This is a genomic window from Devosia sp., assembly GCF_017307495.1.
Taxonomy (GTDB): Bacteria; Pseudomonadota; Alphaproteobacteria; order Rhizobiales; family Devosiaceae; genus Devosia_A.
In genome coordinates, this window is the sequence record NZ_JAFKHE010000014.1 from 266,301 (window position 1) to 282,592 (window position 16,292).

14 protein-coding genes and 5 pseudogenes are annotated in these 16,292 nt (G+C 63.5%); 9 read left to right on the plus strand and 10 right to left on the minus strand.

Translation table 11 applies throughout. The features are described from left to right. Position 1 precedes the first annotated feature (1 nt). From J0I99_RS06235 to J0I99_RS06270, 8 genes and pseudogenes are all read left to right on the plus strand, one after another. Positions 2–1,114 (plus strand): cellulase-like family protein, encoded by a 1,113-nt coding sequence (locus tag J0I99_RS06235; RefSeq protein WP_291396618.1) that lies wholly within the window; start codon positions 2–4, stop codon positions 1,112–1,114. Continuing rightward, complete coding sequence (locus J0I99_RS06240; RefSeq protein ID WP_291396620.1) at positions 1,111–2,001, plus strand: SMP-30/gluconolactonase/LRE family protein; 891 nt, start codon at positions 1,111–1,113, stop codon at positions 1,999–2,001. Before J0I99_RS06235 ends, J0I99_RS06240 begins: the two co-directional genes overlap by 4 nt. A gap of 420 nt (positions 2,002–2,421) precedes the next feature. Beyond that, positions 2,422–3,048 carry a DUF3489 domain-containing protein gene (locus J0I99_RS06245; protein WP_291396622.1) on the plus strand — a complete coding sequence of 209 codons (627 nt, stop codon included), beginning with the start codon at positions 2,422–2,424 and terminating at the stop codon, positions 3,046–3,048. After that, on the plus strand, positions 3,045–3,596 hold the full coding sequence (locus J0I99_RS06250) for a DUF2924 domain-containing protein (RefSeq protein ID WP_291396624.1): 552 nt from the start codon (positions 3,045–3,047) through the stop codon (positions 3,594–3,596). Before J0I99_RS06245 ends, J0I99_RS06250 begins: the two co-directional genes overlap by 4 nt. After that, positions 3,596–5,305: a recombinase family protein gene (locus J0I99_RS06255; RefSeq protein ID WP_291396626.1), complete on the plus strand. Its 1,710-nt coding sequence runs from the start codon at positions 3,596–3,598 to the stop codon at positions 5,303–5,305. Before J0I99_RS06250 ends, J0I99_RS06255 begins: the two co-directional genes overlap by 1 nt. Positions 5,306–5,395: 90 nt before the next feature. Next, positions 5,396–5,561: pseudogene (locus tag J0I99_RS06260) on the plus strand (integrase core domain-containing protein); the annotation flags it as partial. A 58-nt stretch (positions 5,562–5,619) separates the two neighbouring features. Beyond that, positions 5,620–5,966 (plus strand): annotated as a pseudogene (locus J0I99_RS06265) (IS21 family transposase); the annotation flags it as partial. 113 nt (positions 5,967–6,079) lie between these two features. Continuing rightward, positions 6,080–6,345 (plus strand): annotated as a pseudogene (locus tag J0I99_RS06270) (ATP-binding protein); the annotation flags it as partial. Positions 6,346–6,535: 190 nt separating this feature from the next. Here the strand turns inward: J0I99_RS06270 and J0I99_RS06275 are convergent. The 9 genes from J0I99_RS06275 to J0I99_RS06315 all read right to left on the minus strand — a co-directional run bounded on the left by J0I99_RS06275 (position 6,536) and on the right by J0I99_RS06315 (position 15,383). After that, positions 6,536–6,844 (minus strand): putative quinol monooxygenase, encoded by a 309-nt coding sequence (locus tag J0I99_RS06275; protein ID WP_291396628.1) that lies wholly within the window; start codon positions 6,842–6,844, stop codon positions 6,536–6,538. 8 nt (positions 6,845–6,852) lie between these two features. After that, the gene (locus tag J0I99_RS06280; protein WP_291396629.1) at positions 6,853–7,893 is read right to left on the minus strand and encodes a LacI family DNA-binding transcriptional regulator; all 1,041 of its coding nucleotides are present in this window, start codon (positions 7,891–7,893) and stop codon (positions 6,853–6,855) included. A gap of 73 nt (positions 7,894–7,966) precedes the next feature. Next, positions 7,967–8,836, minus strand: a complete 870-nt coding sequence (locus tag J0I99_RS06285) for a sugar phosphate isomerase/epimerase family protein (protein WP_291396630.1) — start codon at positions 8,834–8,836, stop codon at positions 7,967–7,969. Then, positions 8,833–9,672 (minus strand): sugar phosphate isomerase/epimerase family protein, encoded by an 840-nt coding sequence (locus J0I99_RS06290; protein ID WP_291396631.1) that lies wholly within the window; start codon positions 9,670–9,672, stop codon positions 8,833–8,835. Before J0I99_RS06290 ends, J0I99_RS06285 begins: the two co-directional genes overlap by 4 nt. A 79-nt stretch (positions 9,673–9,751) precedes the next feature. Next, entirely contained in the window at positions 9,752–11,002 is a 1,251-nt protein-coding gene (locus tag J0I99_RS06295; protein WP_291391745.1) for an ABC transporter ATP-binding protein, read from the minus strand. Continuing rightward, positions 10,999–11,862 carry a carbohydrate ABC transporter permease gene (locus tag J0I99_RS06300; RefSeq protein ID WP_291396632.1) on the minus strand — a complete coding sequence of 288 codons (864 nt, stop codon included), beginning with the start codon at positions 11,860–11,862 and terminating at the stop codon, positions 10,999–11,001. The genes J0I99_RS06295 and J0I99_RS06300 overlap by 4 nt, the downstream gene beginning before the upstream one ends. Beyond that, positions 11,859–12,797, minus strand: a complete 939-nt coding sequence (locus tag J0I99_RS06305; protein WP_291391743.1) for a carbohydrate ABC transporter permease — start codon at positions 12,795–12,797, stop codon at positions 11,859–11,861. Before J0I99_RS06305 ends, J0I99_RS06300 begins: the two co-directional genes overlap by 4 nt. A 105-nt stretch (positions 12,798–12,902) precedes the next feature. Then, a complete protein-coding gene (locus tag J0I99_RS06310) occupies positions 12,903–14,255 on the minus strand; it encodes a sugar ABC transporter substrate-binding protein (RefSeq protein ID WP_291396633.1) in 1,353 nt (450 codons plus the stop codon). 90 nt (positions 14,256–14,345) lie between these two features. Continuing rightward, a complete protein-coding gene (locus J0I99_RS06315; RefSeq protein ID WP_291396634.1) occupies positions 14,346–15,383 on the minus strand; it encodes a zinc-dependent alcohol dehydrogenase family protein in 1,038 nt (345 codons plus the stop codon). A 254-nt stretch (positions 15,384–15,637) separates the two neighbouring features. Between J0I99_RS06315 and J0I99_RS06320 the strand changes: the two are divergent. After that, positions 15,638–16,014: pseudogene (locus J0I99_RS06320) on the plus strand (transposase); the annotation flags it as partial. A gap of 26 nt (positions 16,015–16,040) precedes the next feature. Here J0I99_RS06320 and J0I99_RS06325 read toward each other — a convergent pair. Then, a pseudogene (locus tag J0I99_RS06325) lies at positions 16,041–16,198 on the minus strand (IS5/IS1182 family transposase); the annotation flags it as partial. Between the last annotated feature and the right edge of the window lie 94 nt (positions 16,199–16,292).

Consider the following 16,292-nt stretch of genomic DNA (forward strand, 5'->3'; position numbering starts at 1 on the left):
CATGCCCTCCATCCGCACCACCCGCCCCTACGCCATCACCATGTGGGAATTCTCCTGGATCGAACGCCGCTGGCCGGGCGCCGGCTATGAGGATTGGGACCAGGCCCTCGATGAGTTGGCCGAGCGCGGCTACGACGCTGTGCGCATCGATGCCTTCCCGCATCTGATTGCCGCCGACCCGCACAAGACCTGGACCATCCATTCGGATGGCCAGGATGGCGATTGGGGCGCACCGGGCGAAGTCGATATCAGCAGGGTCGGCGAGGCGCTGGTCGCGTTCATTGCCAAGTGCAAGGCCCGCGGCATCGTGGTCGGCCTCTCCACCTGGTACAAGCGCGACAACGAAGATGCCCGCGTGCTGATCAGGACCGCGGAGGATCAGGCGCGGGTCTGGCTCGCGACGCTCGATCTCATCAAGGCGGCCGGCCTGATCGACGCCATCCTCTATGTCGATCTCTGCAACGAGTTCCCCAACGTGAAGTGGGCGCCCTATCTCTATCCGCCCGGCCAGACGGCGCCCGATCTGCTGACCGCTCCCCGCGTTATCGGCTGGATGCGCGACAGCATCTCCCTGCTGCGACAGCGCTATCCCGACCTCGACTACACCTTCTCGCAGTCGGACCAGTTCGAGCTCTGGGAGCAGCAGGATGTGTCGATGCTCGATTTCCTCGAGCCGCATATCTGGATCACCAATCCGGCGATGAGTAGCTTTTATGCCGATATCGGCTACTCGTTCAAACAGCGCGAATTCCAGACGCTGATCCGCAAGGCCAAGCCGCATTACCTCGCCAACAAGCTGCGCTTCGACGCCACGCTCACCGAGTGGATCGGTAAGGCCGCCGACTGGTCGCGGCGTAGCAAGCTGCCGCTGGTCACCACCGAAGCCTGGGCCTCGGTGATGTATCGCGATTGGCCGATGGCCGATTGGGACTGGATGATGGATGTCTGCGCCGCCGGCGTCGAACAAGCCTCGGCCACCGGGCGCTGGACGGCGATCTGCACCTCGAACTTCTGCGGGCCGCAATATCGCGGCATGTGGCGCGATATCCAATGGCACCGCCGGCTGACCGACCTGATCAAGGCCGGCCTGATCGATGCCGAGCTCCGCCAATGAGCGGGGCAAGGCTGGCACTCGCCAGCACCGATATCGTTGGCGAGAGCATCATCTGGGTGGCCGCCGAGCAGGCGCTCTACTGGGTCGATATCGTCGGCAGCCGCATCCACCGCTTCGTGCCCGAGAGTGGCGAGCACCAGATCTGGCCGACCCCGGAATACCCGACCTCGATTGGGCTGAGGAAAGCCGGCGGCTTCATCGTCGGGCTGCGCCAGCGCGTGGCGCTGTGGACGCCCGGCGGCAGTTTTGAGACGTTCGCGGTGCCCGAGCCCGAGCTGCCCGGCAACCGGCTCAACGAAGGGGCCGTGGCGCCCGATGGCAGCTACTGGGTTGGGACCATGGCGGAGAATATTGGTCCGGATGGCACCCCGCAGCCAATGAGCGGCAAGACCGGCCGGCTCTACCGCATCGCCCCCGACGGCACCGTGACGGCGCTCTGCGACGATCGCTTCGGCATCACCAACACCATGGTGTGGACCGATGACAGGCGGTTCATCACCGCCGACACCATCGCCAACCAGCTCTATCAGTATGACCTCGTGGCCCAAACCACGCTGAGCAACCGCCGCCCCTTGCTTGGGCCGATCGACCGCGGACTGCCAGACGGTTCGACCCGCGACGCAGATGGCGTCGTCTTCAACGCGCGGGTCGCCGGCGGCGGCGCAATCGCCCGGATCGACGCCGCCTCGGGTCGGATCGATTACCTCGATCTCCCGTGCAAATCCCCGACCAGTTGCTGCTTCGGCGGCCGCGGTTTGGACGTCCTTTATGTCACCTCGGCCCGTTTCGGAATGACCGCAAACGAGCTCGAGGACAACCTCACGGACGGGGCTCTGTTCGCGGTTCAGGATGTTGGCCGTGGAATTCCACCGATGCAATTTGGGTGAGTGGAAGCCGGAAGCCCATAAAGGTCGCTCTCCGAAACCCGATCGGGTGAAGCGTTCGCACATCCGCGACAGCTATCGCAAAGACAGTCCGCGCAACTTCAGTCAGCTTTTCCCAGCGATCGGAAACTTCATCGAGGCTTCCCGAGCGTTCGGGGTGGAGTAGAGCGTACATCGCGGACTTCATGCTAGTTGGTATTTCGATAGAGAGAAGCCTCTGGGATACCCATGCGCGCCGGGTTCACAGCAAGTGAGTGCGCCAAAAGGCTCGACCGGCAACTCGCAATGTCGTGCTGGACTCTGGGCTGGGTTCGAGCATTGCTGTCGGCGTCGGCGAACGCGTCACCCTCCGCCCGGACTGGTCCGGGCTTCGGTCAGTGCAAGTCCTGCGATCCTCGCAGGACCCGATCGAAGGAGGGCCAGATGGCCACCACCAAACTCACCGACGCCCAGCGCGTCATCCTCGCCGCTGCCGCAGCACGCGAAAGCGGCCTTGTCCTGCCACTGCCGAAGTCGCTCGGTGACAACCGCGGCACCCTCGGCGTCGTCCTCAAGAGCCTGCTCACCCGCGAGCTCATAGCCGAACGCCCCATCCAGCCTGATGAGGAGGTCTGGCGCGAGACCGAAGGGATGGGGCGGACCACCCTAGTCATCTCGGCCGAGGGCCTGCAGCTCATGGAGATCGAGCCAACTGGCCAGGTGATCGAACCCGGCGATAAGGGCAGTAGCGGTGCAGAGGGCGGCAGTGTCTCGCCGAGCCATAGGAGTACGGGTGAACTCGGTGCCAACACATCAACGCCTGAACCGAAAGCCGGCGGAGCGGCACTTCCGAAAGACGGGACCAAGCTCGGCGCCATGATCGCAGCCCTGCGCAAGCCCGAGGGCGCCACGATCCCGGAACTGATGCAGGCCACCGGCTGGCGGGCCCACTCGGTGCGCGGCGCAATGAGCGGCAACCTCAAAAAGAAGCTGAACCTTGAGGTCACCTCCGAGGTCATCGAAGGCCGCGGCCGCGTCTATCGCATCGCAACCGACGGGGCGGCCGAATGAGGAAGCGGCTGAGCAGAGAGGAAGTCGAGCGCGAAATAGCCGCGCTCGACACCCTCGACACCAAGGCACTGCAGGAGAAGTGGGCGGCCCTCTACGACCGAGATCCACCCTCGCGGATCCGAGCCGGACTGCTTCGGCTCGGTATCGCCTATCGGCTGCAGGAGAAGGCGTTTGGCGGCCTCAAACCCCAAACCGTCCGCCTCCTCCGAAAACTCGCCATCGACCTGCGAGCCGCACGAGTACCAGCCGCTGGCGAGACTGCAGTCGCGGCAGAGGTGCCCCTTCGACCGTCGGTTGTACAAACTCTGAACCTCACTCCGGGCACGCGGCTAATGCGCGAGTGGAACGGCGTCACCGAGGTTGTCGACGTGGTCGCCAACGGTCTTGTCTGGCGCGGCGCCACCTATCGGACGTTGTCGGCGGTGGCGGTAGCCATCACCGGCACAAAGTGGTCAGGGCCGAAGTTTTTTGGCCTCACCCCTCCCAAGCCAAGGCTTCGGGGACCCCGAATGCGCTCCCCAACCGAACGCGTGGCGGAGGTGTCGTGATGGGCGAGAAGAAGACCTTTCGCTGTGCGGTCTACACCCGCAAGTCATCAGAGGAAGGTCTCGAACAGGACTTCAACTCGCTCGAGGCGCAGCGTGAAGCGTGTGAGGCCTATGTCCGCTCGCAGGAGCACGAGGGCTGGAAGCTGCTCCCCGATCGTTTCGACGATGGCGGCTTTTCGGGCGGCAACATGGAGCGCCCTGCCCTCTATCAGCTGATCGAACTGGTGAAGGCAGGGCGCATCGACATCATCGTCGTCTACAAGATCGACCGACTGACCCGCTCGCTCACCGACTTCGCCAAGCTCGCCGAGGTGCTCGACAAGAATAGCGTGTCGTTCGTCTCGGTGACGCAGCAGTTCAACACCACAACCTCGATGGGTCGGCTGATGCTCAACGTGCTGCTGTCCTTTGCCCAGTTCGAGCGCGAGATCACCGGTGAGCGCATCCGTGACAAGATCGCGGCGTCCAAGAAGAAGGGCATGTGGATGGGTGGTGTCCCACCCATGGGCTACGACATTGTCGGCCGGCAGTTGGTCGTCAACGAAGCCGACGCTGCAACGATCAGGCGGATCTTCGCGCTCTATCTGGAAGAAAGATCCGTCCCTGCCCTGCTCGACCGCCTCGAGCGCGAAAACATCCGCACCGCAGCCCGCTATTCGGCCAAGGGCAACCACTACGGCAATCGGCCTTTCACCCGCGGGCACCTCTATAAGCTCCTGGCCAACCCGATCTACGTCGGTCGTGTGCCGCACAAGTCGACCTCGCATCGCGGCCAGCACGCGGCGATCGTCGACAAGGCCACCTGGGACGCGGTGCAGGCGCTGCTGGCTGACAACACGCAGGGCCCGCGGTCCCGGCGCCGCAGGGCAGCTCCGCAGACTCATCTGCTGGAAGGGCTGCTCCACTCCGAGTCCGGCTCTCGCTTCATTCCCAGTGCCGCCAACAAGGGCTCAAAACGCTACCGCTACTATGTCGAGCAACCCGATGCGGACAGCTCCGGAACCAAGCAACTCCCGCCGACCCGCTTGCCCGCGACTGAGATCGAGACCGCCGTAGTTACCGGTGTCCAGAGCGTCCTTGCCGATCAGCGCGGTCTCCTGCACCGGCTGGATGCCGATGGCGCCACCGAGGCACCCGTGGTGATGAATGCCGCTAGGAGTCTGCTTCAGGCGCTTGGCGGCCGGATCGATGCGGACCAGCAGGGCAAGCTTCGCCAAATCCTGCGACGAGTGATTGTTGGCCGCAACCGGATACAGCTGGTGTTCTCGGTCGGCAGCACGCGAACCATCCTCGGTGTCGCAACACCCTCGGGCATGTGGCCGACCAACGACCCCGACGATGGCGAGTTCGCCGTGGTGGTGCCCTTCGTCGCCGCACGCCGCGGCCGGCAAATGAAGCTGGTGCTGCCCGGAGCCGGCAACGGAACGACACCGAATCCGTCGCTCGTCAGGGCGATCGTGCGCGCCTGGGACTGGGCTGAGCGGCTCAAGACCGGAGAGGTCGCGTCGATGGCAGAAATCTGCGCCGCCGAAGGCTTCACCGACACGTATGTGGGCCAAGTCCTGCCGCTGGCGTTCCTGTCCCCGGAACTCTTCGAACAGATCCTGACGGGGCTGCAGCCGGCCGGGCTGACGGCGAACAAGCTGATTTGGCGCGAGCGTCTGCCGCTGAGTTGGGACGAGCAAATAGCGATGCTCGGAGCTGGTTAGGTCCCGCAGCCGATTGGTAGAGGCCTGTGCCGATGCGCTCGGCAGCGCGGTGGCACCGCTCGATGGCGCGCAGTAGTCGCCATTGCAGTGTTCAGGGCCGAGTGCCTGAACGCCCACTGGTACCTGATCCTTGCGGACGCGGCCGAAAAGTTGGGGGCTTGGCACAGATACTACAACGAGGATCGCCCCCACGGGGGCGATCGGGCGCAAGGTCCCGATCTCGTTGACCAATCACGGCGGCACCCCGCCGACGTGAAATAGCCGGAAAACTCTACCCTCCGGCGGTCCAGCGTTCGGTCTCAGATCATCCCGTCCGAGTGGTTGTCGCGGCCGAGGGCATGGCCATCTGCGAGCATCGCCGCATCATCGACCGCTCACATGATCAGCCGGGGAAGCCAGCCTGTGACTGGCGGCACTACCTGGCCGTGGTTCAGCGCAAGCCTGGCGCCCTGCGCAACGGCGCGCCTTTCGCCGATCTGCCCGAGGCCTTCAGAACACTGCAGCAGTACCTGCTCTACAAGCCAGGCGGCGACCGCGAGATGGTCGACACCTTGGCCTTGTTCCTGCAGCACGATGAGGATGCCGTGCTCTTGGCCACGGAGATGGCTCCGGAGACAGGCGTGCCAAGACCCACGTCCTCAACCTGCTGCATCGCCTGGTCGCCCGCAGCAGTTCGAGGATCAACACGCCCGACACCCGGTCAATCCGCCGCCTGAACTTGTCGCCTAGCAGGGGCGCACTCCAATCAGGGGTCAATCTTCGACGCCGTTTGACAACCTCGTCATCCTCGACGAGCTCGGCTATCTGCCGTTCAGTGCCTCAGGTGGAGCATTGCTCTTCCATCTGCTGAGCCGGCTCTACGAGCATACCAGTGTCGTCATCACCACCAACGTCAGCTTCAGCGAATGGGCCAGCGTCTTCGGCGATACCAAGATGACCACCGCGCTGCTCGATCGCCTAACCCATCCTCGATCGCCTGACCCATCATTGCCACATCCTCGAAACCGGAAAACGACAGCTTCCGCTTCAAGAACAGCTCGGCTCACCATCCCAAAAACACAAAGGAGAAAGCCAGAACCTTGACTATCAAACCCCGACCCGAAACATACCTAGAGGCGGGTCACTTCTCGGTGGAAATCCGGGTCAGTTCTCAGTGGAATCAACAAACCCAGTTCAGGCCGTCGTCTGATGCTCACCGCAGGCCACAGGAACGGAAGAGCGGCGCAGCGCCTAGCTGTCAGTCAGCAGCCGGATGCGCTCGATTTCGATCTCGCCCTCGACCAATTCCTCGAGGCGATTGATGAAACCCTGAACATGCGCGGTCTTCATGTGTTCGTCGAGTGCCACCTGGGATAGCCATACCTCGTAGAACGAGAAGGTCAGGCCGTCCTCGCCAGGGTGTTCATGCAAATTGTAAACTACGCAGCCAGCTTCGCGATTGGTGGGTGCCACCATTGCCACCAGGACCTCGCGCAGTTGTGAGGTACGGCCCGCCTTCGGAGCGATGCGGGCGATGATTGTGACGGGTTCCAGACTCATGAGTATCCCTATCGTGCCTTGCGGCGCCTTGCTGCAAGCGGCGGTCGGTGTGACTGGCGCTCAACCAGATGCGGAACCAGAGTCTGCTGCTTGTTGAACGGTTGACCCTCGATCTGAGCGAGGAGACTTTCCACAAGGGCGTTCCCAAGTTCTAAAAAGTGATTGTTTACGGACGTCAGCGGTGGAAACAGACCGGTGCAGACGTCGTTGTCGTCGTATCCGACCACCGAAACGTCGTTCGGCACCCTGAGACCGGCCTCAAGAAGGCGGCGGATCGCGCCCGCAGCCATATAGTCGTTTCCGCAGAACACGGAGTCCGGCCGCATCTCCCGCAAGATTTCCGACATGCCGACATAGCCGCCCTCGATGGTGTAATCGCCGTACCAGATTTTCATGATCTCTGGCTTGGCGGCCGCCAGGCCGTCGCGAAATCCGCGCTCGCGTTCGAGAGCGTCAAAATGGGTTGACGGTCCATTGATGAAAGCGATGCGCTTGGCGCCGCTCGCGGCAAACAACTTCGCCACCATTTCCCCGCCGGCGTAGTTTCCCATATCTACGAAGTTATCGTCTGTGCCGAAACGACCGGGACGCAGCACGACATAAGGAAATGTCTCCCGCTTCAGCGGAGCGAGCTGATCGACGTCGCGGCTGAACTGGGGGATGATCGCGACTCCGTCTACGGTACCGCCCCCGACAAGCTCCTCGAAGTACGACGCCGTCGACGGATCGTCATGACTTATTACGTCAAAGCGGACTCCGTAACCGCGCGCGGTGGCCGTAGATAACAATCCTTCCAGAATGTAGTGGAACAACGAGGTCTTGCGTACGGTATCGGCGTGGCTCTCGGAGATCATGTTGACAAGCAGGAGAGTGCGCGTACGCCCGGTAGTCAGGGATCGGCCGATAGCGTTGGGCACATACTTGAGGGCCCGTGCAGCCTCCTGCACTCGCAACCGGGTCTCCGCAGCGACTGGACCATTGTTGAGAGCAAGCGACACCGTCGCTGTTGATACTCCCGCCAATTTCGCAACGTCCTTTAGTGTCGACAACAATATCTCCGGCGGCTTGGGCACATTGTGGCGGCGCGTCTCCAGTCAACCAAACCGGCAGAGCGGGCGCAAGTCATCCCGCGGCCGGCCTCTCCACAGTCGAACGCAGGAACCTCAGTCCGTTCACCGCGATCTCGTCTTGGCTTGAAGCGAGAGGCCGCCAAAGTGAAACAGCGCGCGCAATCTCCCGAATAGCGGGATTGAAGGCTTCGATGACCCACGGCCCCTGATAACCGATTTGCCTAAGCGTTGCATCGATTTCAGCCCACGGCAAATGGTCGCGTCCAGGCACGCCGCGGTCATTTGCGCACGCATGGAAATGGAAGACATGACCCTTGGCCCGGCGCAGGGCGTCGGGAATGGACTTCTCCTCGATGTTCATGTGGAACGTGTCGAGGAGCAGTCCGACATTGTCCCGACCGATGCGCTGAACGAAGTCGACACCCTGATCGACGGTGTTGATCAGGTCGGTCTCAAAACGGTTCAACGGCTCGATGGCGAGACCGACACCGCAAGTCGCCGCGGCATCCGCAGCCCGCACCAGGTTCTCCGCAGCCCATGCCAACTGCTGCGAGCGCTTGTCCTCAGACACCAGTTCGGTCTTGCCCGTTGCCGAATACATTGGGCCGGCGACAAATGGCGCGCCGACCGCGGCCGCAATCTCGATACATTGCGTGATGTAGAACAGGCCGTTCTCGCGGATCGCCGGATCGTCGGAACTCACGTCGCGGTCGGGTCCGAACGCACCGCAGACCAGCGCCCCGATCCCGGCTGCGGTGAGCCGCGCGCGGATCGCAGACAGATCGATCGTTGCAGGGTCTTCAATGCAAAGCTCGATCAGATCGAACCCCATTCTCGCCACGGTGTCGATCAGCGAGAGCGTCTCGTTGGAGAATGGGGACACCCAGATGAAGGTACTGGCGCCGAACTGCGGTCTCATCATGTCCGCACTTCGGCCTCGACCGCCTTGATCGTCTTGATGGCGAGTTCGGTGTAGGCGTCGAGGAATTCCTCGCCGCCGCCGCTGCGTAGCGTGGCAAACGGATCGGCGGCGGCCGGCAGCAGTTCGAACGCGATGTAGCCCTGATAGTCAATTTCGATCAGTGCCTGCACCAATGGGGCGAAGTCGATATGTCCCCGGCCCGGCGCTGCACGTTGGCTGTCGGCAAAATGCACATGGAACAGCCTGTCGGCGGCCAGCCGATAATTGCCCGCGACGTCGATGTCCTCGATGTTCATGTGGAAGCTGTCCCCCATGACGCCGAGATTGTCGTGGCCGACCGCCGCGGCCAGGCCGAGCGCCTGGTCCAGCCGGTTGAGGAAGTAGGTCTCGTAGCGGTTCCAGGGTTCGAGGCAGGTGCGGATACCAGCCTTGGCGCCGTAGTCTGCAATCTCGGCGAGACTTTCGAGCGCGAGGTCCCATTCCTGCTGGCGGCTGCCGGCAGGAGCAAGCTTGCCCACCGGGCTCGGCGCGAGGTTTATGGTCGGCGCCCCCACTTCGGCGGCGAAATCGACGACCGACTTGGCGTAGTCGATCCCCTTGCGGCGCATCTCTGGATCGAGCGCCACGAGGTCGCGCTCGGCCCCGACGAAGATCGAGCAGATGGAGGAGACCGCGATGCCCTCGGCGTCGCAGAGGCGGCGGACTTCGGCGACGTCGTGGTGCGCCGGCTCACCGACCAACTCGATGGCGTCATAGCCAAATCGCGCTACACGGCGGATCGACGTCTCGATTGGTTCACTTGCATAGACCAGGGCATCGTAGCTGTACTTGAACACGGCAAATTTCCTTGTTTGGGGCGCACGAGGGCGACCGAGGCGGGTGGATAAATGGGCGCACGGGCGCGTCCCGAGATCTTCAGACGCTGAGCTTGATCATCGGCGCCGAGGCCAGGATCGTCCGACCGGTGGCCGCCTCGAAGAGCATGAGGTGGTCTGTCGAAAACCAGACGGTCGCCGGCTTGCCGACGGCGTAGGCGCAGCGGGCGTCGAGCTTGGCGATGAAGCGCGTGCTCATCTCCGCGGCATTGCCCGACAGCGCGATGGGACTGACCGCGCTCTTTGCCGAAGAGGTCAGCGCGACCGGCACCGGGGCTGCGGGAAGCGCGAAGTGCACCAGCAGTTCAGCTCCAAGCGATTCGATCAGGTCGGGAGTAATGGTCAGCGATACGTCATGCTCGAGGTCCCGCCGGTAGCTGAAGGCCTCCGGACGGATTCCGACCATCACCGGGCCAGCCGGATGGCCCTCCGGCCGCCGGCTCGGCGGCAACCCGATTTCGGTGCCCGCCAGAGTCATCACCGACGACTCGGCGCCGATCGCCGCCATCGCCAAGTTGATCGCCGGCGAGCCGATGAAGCTGGCAACGAACATGTTTGCTGGCTGTTCGTAGAGCCGCTGCGGCGCATCGAACTGCTGCAACTCGCCGCCGCGCAGCACTGCGACGCGGTCGCCCATCGTCATGGCCTCGACCTGGTCGTGGGTGACGTAAACGGTCGTCACGCCAAGCCGGCGGTGCAGCCTCTTGATTTCTCCGCGCATTTCGACGCGCAGGGCCGCGTCGAGGTTCGACAACGGCTCGTCCATCAGGAATGCCTCAGGATTGCGGACCAGAGCGCGGCCCATGGCGACGCGCTGTCGCTGTCCGCCGGACAAGGCTCCGGGCTTGCGCTTCAGCAACGCCGTGAGGCCAAGCAGATCAGCAACGCCAGCGACCGCCGTTTCGATGGTGCCCTTGTCGAGGCCCCGGATCCTCAGCGGATAAGCGAGGTTCTCGTAGACCGACTTGTGCGGATAGAGCGCGTAGGACTGGAACACCATCGCGATGTCGCGCTGCTGCGGCCCCAAGTCGGTGACATCGCGACCCTTGATGGCGACAGTTCCGCCGGTCGCCTGCTCGAGGCCGGCAAGGATGCGCAACGCGGTGGACTTGCCGCACCCGGAGGGGCCAACAAAGACCACGAATTCGCCCTCTTCTATAGTCAGGTCGAGCGACTTGAGGGCCGTCGTTCCGTCGGCGAACGTCATGTTGACGGCCGCGAACTCGATCCCTGCGACTTTGCCGTCGCTCACCCCAGGCGTAACGTCCTTGATTGACGAGTATGCGGTCATTTCACTGCTCCAAGGGTCAAGCCACGCACCAGGTAGCGTTGCGCTGCCAGCGCCCCGATCCAGACTGGCAGCACCACCAGGGTGCCGGCGGCCATGATTTTGTTCCATTCGACACTGACCGGCGTCACGTACTCGGTGAGTCCTACAGGTGCGGTGCGGGTGGCGGCACCGGTCAGGATGTTGGCGAACAGGAACTCGTTCCACGCAAAGATGAAGCACAGCAGGGCCGTGGCGATCAGGCCCGGTGCGGTAAGCGGTAGCGTGATGCCGATGAAGGTGCGCAGGCGGCCTGCACCATCGACGAACGACGCCTCCTCGATCTCCGTCGGCAGGTCGGCGAAGAAGCCGCGCAGTAGCCACACGGTCAACGGCAGGTTCATGTAGGTGTAGACGATCACCAGCGACCAGATCGACCCGGTGAGCCCGACGCTGCGCAGCAGCAGGAACAGCGGAATGATCACCGCGATCGGCGGAATGATCCGCAGCGACAGGATCCAGAACGCGATGTGCTTCTGGCCACGCATCTTCACCCGGGCCAGTGGATAGGCGATGGACGCCCCAAGGACCAGGCAAAGCACCGTGGACGTTACGGAAACGAACAGGCTCGTCGACAGGGCCAACCCGAAATTGCTCTGAGTGAACACCAGCGCGAAGTTCTCGAAGTCGGGCCACACGATCAGGCTCGGCGTCGCTTTGAACGCCTCGTTGCCGCTCTTAAGCGCCGTCAGGATCATCCAGTAGATCGGGGCAAAAAACAGCAGCGAGACGATGAGCGCGGCACCGGCGCGGGTCGCGGTGAGGATGCGGGCGCGGGTCCGAAGCGGGGAACGGCGCGGCATGGCGGGCGTGGCGCTGATCATCGGCTGGCCTGTTCGTTGAGCAGGAGACGGAGGACGAGGGTGACTGTGGCCACGACGATGATCAGCATCAGCCAGGAGTAGGCAGCGGCGTAGCCGATATCGAGGGACTTGAAGCCGGCGTCGTAGATCTGCCATGACAACGTCTGCGTGACGTCGATGGGCCCGCCTCGCGTGGTCATGAAGATGATGTCGTAGACCCGGAAGGCGTCAATCAGCCTTAGGGCCACGGCCACTGCGACCGGGTACCGGATCAGGTGCAGGATGTGGTCGAAGAAGATGCGGACCGGCCGCGCCCCATCCACCTTGGCCGCTTCTATGATGTCCTCGGGAACGCCTTGCAGTGCCGCCAGCATGATGAGGAACATGAACGGCGTCCATTGCCAGATATCGATGACAATGAGGGTGCCGAGCGCGAGGTTCGGCTCGCCGAAGAAGTCGATCCTGCCCAGTCCGAGCGCTTCGGTCAGGAACGTGATGATCCCGAACTGCACGTTCAGCATGTAGCGCGAAAGAAGACCCACGACGACCGGTGCCACCACCATGGGGAGGATAAGCAGGGCGCGAAGGAACCGGTCGCCGGGGAAGCGCTGAAAGAACAGCAGCGCTATGGCGAGGCCCAGGATCAGCTCGAGGGAGACGGCGATCAGGACGAACTTGAACGTCACGCCGACGGCATTCCAGAACGTGACGTCGGTGAGCAGCAGGCCGAAATTGTGCCAGCCGCCGAACCGCATCCGCGTCGGATCCGAAAGGTTCCAGCGGAACAGCGAAATCACCAGGGAATAGATGGTCGGATAGATCGACATGACGACGAGGAACAGCATGCCCGGCGCCATCGGCAGGATGGCGCCGTAACGCCTGGCAAACCAGGACCAGCCGCCGCGTCCGGACCGATGGACTGCGCCTCTGGTGAGCGTAGCAGTGCTGTCAGGCATGGGACCGTCCGATCCTTGCGGCAGGTTTGAGGGTGTGTTGGCGGCCGCGCGTCGGCGGCGGTGCGGTGTCTGCCGCCCCGTTGGGGCGGCAGACGATCCTGAGGATCAGCGCGAGAGCAGGCGGTCGACGGCTGCGTCGGCTTCGGCAAGGCCGTCCTCGACGCTCTTTTCGCCCAGCTGGATGGCCTGCAGCGGACCCGACACCACGGTTTCCCAGGCTTCCTCGCCCGGGAAGAACGGACGCGGCTTGGTGTTCTGCATGGCCTTGAGGACCACGTCGTAGCGGCGGAAGCGCAGCACGTCGCTACCCTCGAGCTTGGCCTCGGTCAGGGTCGGGTCCGAGTAGCTCGAGGCGCGGACCGGATCACCGCCGCCCAGAGAGGCCTGCAGGACGTCGTTGGCCTTGGTCTCGAGCCAGGCGGTGAACTTCTTGGCCTCGTCCGCGTGCTTGGAGTACTTGGAGACCGATATGACCCAGGACGCCAGGTGCGGATGGCTCTGGCCGCCGGCCTCGACCGCCGGCACCTCGACGAACTGCCAGTCGCCGACCGTCTTCGAACTCGCCGGATCGTCGACCGCGAAGGCGCCCCATGACCACTGCAGCGCGGTTGCCACCGTCCCCTGCTGCGCCGACGTGGTCACGTCGTCGTAGGTGAAGGCGGACGAGCCGGGTGGCATGTACTTCATCATCTCGGCCCACTGCTTGGTGGCCGCGATGGCTTCCGGGGTGCTCAGAGTCGAGGCGGAGAAGTCTTCGTTGAACGCCGATCCGCCGTAGCCGTACAGGAACGTCAGCCAGGTGTGGACATTGCCGAAACCCTTGGCGGCCTGCGCCGCCCAGCCATAGATCGTCTGGCCCTCATACTGGGTGCCGTTGAAGTACGCGGCCTGCTGGAGCCACTCGGCCATGGTCGTGGGAGGGGCGAGGTCGCTTCCGGTCTTGGCCTTGTAGGCCGCCTGCACCTCGGGATCGGCGTAAAGGTCTGCCCGATACCACAAGACGTGCGGATGGATGGTCTGGGGCAGACCGTACAGCGTGCCGTTCCAGCTGCCCACCTCGAGCGCGGTCTTGAACAAATCCGCCTTGTCGTCCTCGCTGAGCAGGTCGTCGAGCGGCAGCAGGTGTCCGCCAGCGCCGAATTCGGGGATCCAGGAATAGTCGAGGTTGAAGATGTCGAAGCTCGGATCCTGGGCGGCGAACAGTGTCGCCATCTTCTCGTGGATGGCGTCGCGCCCGACCAGCTGGACGTCAACCTTGACACCGGTTTCCTTCTCGTACTGCGGCGCGAGCACGTCGCGCACCACCACGCCCCAGGTCGCGGGCAGGAAGATCGCCTGCAGCGTGACCTGCTCTTGGGCCATGCCCATGCCGGGCAGCGCCGTGGCGGCAGCGGCCCCCAGCAGCATGGCGGTAGCCGTTCGCCTGGTGAAGCTAAAGCGCTTTAGATTTTGGGGCATTTTCGGGTGATCTCCTCAGTTCGGGTTCTGTGTTTTTTGTTGGTCCTTGAACGCCGATGAACGGCGTTCGAAGTCGATATTCGCCGCCGTTCAGGCGATCTGGACCTGCACCTTGACCACGGACTTGTCGCGATCGAGGCTTTGCAGCGCCGCACCCACATCCGATAGCGGGCGCACCGAGTCGATGATCTTGCCGGGATCGAAGCGACCAGCGGAAATCAGGGCAATGGCGGCGGGCCAGGTTTCATAGGTCCCAGCGTAGGAGCCGACGATGGTGAGCTCCTTGGCGTAGATCTCGAACGGCTTCATCGGCACTACCGCGTCGGTTGCCGCAGCGCCGTAGGCGAGGATTCGCCCGCCTCGGCGCACCAGTTGAAAGGCCTGCCCGTAGGTGCTCACCGCCCCCACCGCCTCAATCACCACATCGGCGCCGCGCCCTTGCGTCGCCTCCATGATGGCCTCGAGGCCCGCGGGCGAACTGGGATCGAATTCCATGTCGCTGCCGATGTCGTGTGCCTTGACCCGGCGCTCCGGATTGGGCTCGGACACCATCACGAGGCCCGCGCCGCGCTGCTTCGACAGGGCCGCATGCGCCAGGCCCATCGGTCCGGCCCCCAGGATAAGCACGGATTCGCCGACCTCGATGCCGATCCGTTTCTGGCCATGGATTGCGCAGGCCAACGGCTCGATGAAGGCCGCGTGATCGAACGCCATGGTCGCCGGCAGGATGTAGATGTTGCGCGCCGGCACGACGACATAGTCGGCCATGCCACCATGATCGTGCACCCCGAGTTGGCGCACCTCGGGACAAAAGAGCTTCTGGTTGTTGCGGCAGTACCAGCAATGTCCGCAGGCGATATTGATGTCCGCGGTGGCCCGGTCGCCTTCCTTGACGTGGGTGACGCCAGCCCCGACCGCAGCTACCTCACCGGCGAACTCATGACCGATGATCAGCGGCAGGTTCGGCGCCGGGAACCGCCCTTTGACGATATGGGAATCGGTCCCGCAGATACCGCAACGGTGCACCCGCAGAAGCACCTCCCCCGGGCCTGGTTCCGGCCGTTTGACTTCCTCGAAACGAAGGTCATTGGCGCCATGAAGGACAGCCGCCCGCATCGTGCTCAACATCGAAATACCCCATCCCTTGCCGCACCAGCGGGGTCTGTAGACCGCTTGGGGGGCGTCTTATTGAGACTGCTCGACCCGCTCACTAGTGGTCTAAAGCGATTTAGATCTTTCATGTTGTATGCCGCCTGTCAAGTTCATCATGCAGCCGCGCAGAGTCGCAGCACCTAGACTCGACTGGCCCCCAATAGGATGGACCGGCTGCCTCCCCCGCGGCGCTGTCCTAGGCTGCTCCGCATCAACCGGAGAAGCAGCCGATGGATACCACCGTTGCACCGATCGGCGTCGATATCGGCAAGGAAGTTTTCCACCTCGTTGGCTTCGGCGCTGACGGCAAGATCGCGTTCCGCCGCAAAATCAAGCGGTTGGCGCTGATCGAGATGTTCAGGAAGCTGCCGCCGTGCATCGTCGGTATGGCGGCCTGCCTCAGTGGGCCCTTCGTTAGCCGCGCTCTCCGCCAGCTCGGCCACGAGCCGCGCATCATTCCAGCGATCTACGTGAAGCCCTTCGTGAAGGGCCAGAAGAACGACTACAACGACGCCGAGGCGATCGCAGAGGCCGCCCTGCGCCCCAACCTGCGCACTGTGCGTGAGAAAAGCCGGGAGCGCTCGACCTGCAGGCGTGCCATCGCATCTGCATCATCAGCTCCGGATCGATCTAGGGCCGACCGATGCTGCTGTAAAACGGTCTCAGCTCGGAGCGACCCCCTCAAGATCGAGGAACCGGTCGATGCGCCGCAGCAGGTGATCGGTGGGGACGTGTGCATCGAGCCGGAACTTGGAGAACAGCTGCATCGGTTCGGCCTGAATCCCCATCATCGTCGCGTCCCCTCCGCTAACCCAGGGACGGATACGCCTACCGATCAACCGCCGACTAGATCAACACAATCCGCGGATCGATGGCCGCGCCCGT